This window comes from Sphingomonas ginsenosidimutans, from assembly GCF_002374835.1.
GTDB lineage: Bacteria > Pseudomonadota > Alphaproteobacteria > Sphingomonadales > Sphingomonadaceae > Sphingomonas > Sphingomonas ginsenosidimutans.
Genome location: NZ_NWVD01000056.1, coordinates 1 through 701, shown reverse-complemented (window position 1 = coordinate 701; position 701 = coordinate 1). Strand labels below are relative to the sequence as shown.

Sequence of the window (701 nt, the reverse complement as noted above, 5' to 3'; positions counted from 1 at the left end):
TGTGGATCGGCGTGGAAAAAGGACCCCGGTAGCGGGGTGATCGGCGTCGAAAAGGGACCCCTCATCCCGGTGGTCTAGGCTGTTCGCTTGGCGGTGTGTCAGGCGGCGAGAGCGGGATGCTGGTATTGGAGACGGTGTTGAGGATCCGGCGCGAGCACGCGTCGGGGAAGGCCATCAAGGCGATAGCGCGGGACCTGCACCTGTCGCGCAAGGTGGTGCGCAAGGCGATCCGGGCACCGGAGGCGGACATGGGCTACCGGCGGGCAGTGCAGCCGCTGCCGAAGCTGGGTCCGTTCCAGGCGCGACTGGATGCTTTGCTGGAGGACGATGAGGCACGGCCGCGGCGCGAGAAGCTGCGCCTCACGCGCATCCACGACCTGCTGCTACGCGAAGGGTTCGACGGCTCGTACGACGCGGTTCGCCGTTATGCGGCCCGCTGGCGGCAGGCGCGACGTCGCGATGTGATGGATGCGCCGGCGTTCATCCCGCTGCTGTTCCGACCGGGCGAGGCCTATCAGTTCGACTGGAGCCATGAGGACGTGGAGATCTCGGGCAAGCCGATGCGCGTGAAGGTCGCGCATGTGCGACTGTGCGCGTCGCGGGCCATGTATGTGCGGGCCTATCCGCGCGAGACACAGGAGATGCTGTTCGACGCGCATGCGCGGGCGTTTGCCTTCTTCGGAGGCGTGCCGACGCGCGGC

1 protein-coding gene is annotated in these 701 nt (G+C 67.6%); it reads left to right on the top strand.

Annotated features, from left to right (window positions below; all coding sequences use genetic code 11):
• Window positions 1-116: 116 nt before the first annotated feature.
• Window positions 117-701, top strand: a 585-nt coding sequence (gene istA / locus COA17_RS18690; RefSeq protein WP_141397146.1) for an IS21 family transposase, incomplete at its 3' end; no start/stop codon positions are given.